The organism is Parendozoicomonas sp. 209JJ7-1, from assembly GCF_058147085.1.
On the sequence record NZ_JBYVJU010000186.1, the window covers coordinates 1 to 320 of the forward strand.

Genomic DNA, 320 nt, shown 5'->3' on the forward strand with positions numbered 1-320 from the left:
CAAACAGTTGTGCAGGGTGCCGAAGTCACCCTGGATGCCTCTGCCAGTCTGGACAGTGCCGGCAGTAATGACCATGACCCGAACGCCAGGAGTGGCCCCCGCGCACCTCTGAGCTACAAGTGGAAACAGACCGGTGGCCCAGCCGTAACTCTGTCCGATACCACGGCAAAGAAGCCGACCTTTACCACTCCGGCTGGGGAAGGCACCCTGACATTTGAGCTGACCGTGCGTGACCCGGAAAATGGCGCATCTGGCCAGGCTGTAACCGATACCGTGACCATTACCGTTAATAGAAATACCGCTCCCACTACCGTAGGCAC

The 320-nt window shown here is 58.8% G+C and carries 1 protein-coding gene; it reads left to right on the forward strand.

What is annotated here, in order from left to right; all coding sequences use genetic code 11:
* On the forward strand, positions 1-320 hold a 320-nt coding region (locus ACY2RQ_RS19930; protein WP_490114760.1), incomplete at both ends, for a PKD domain-containing protein.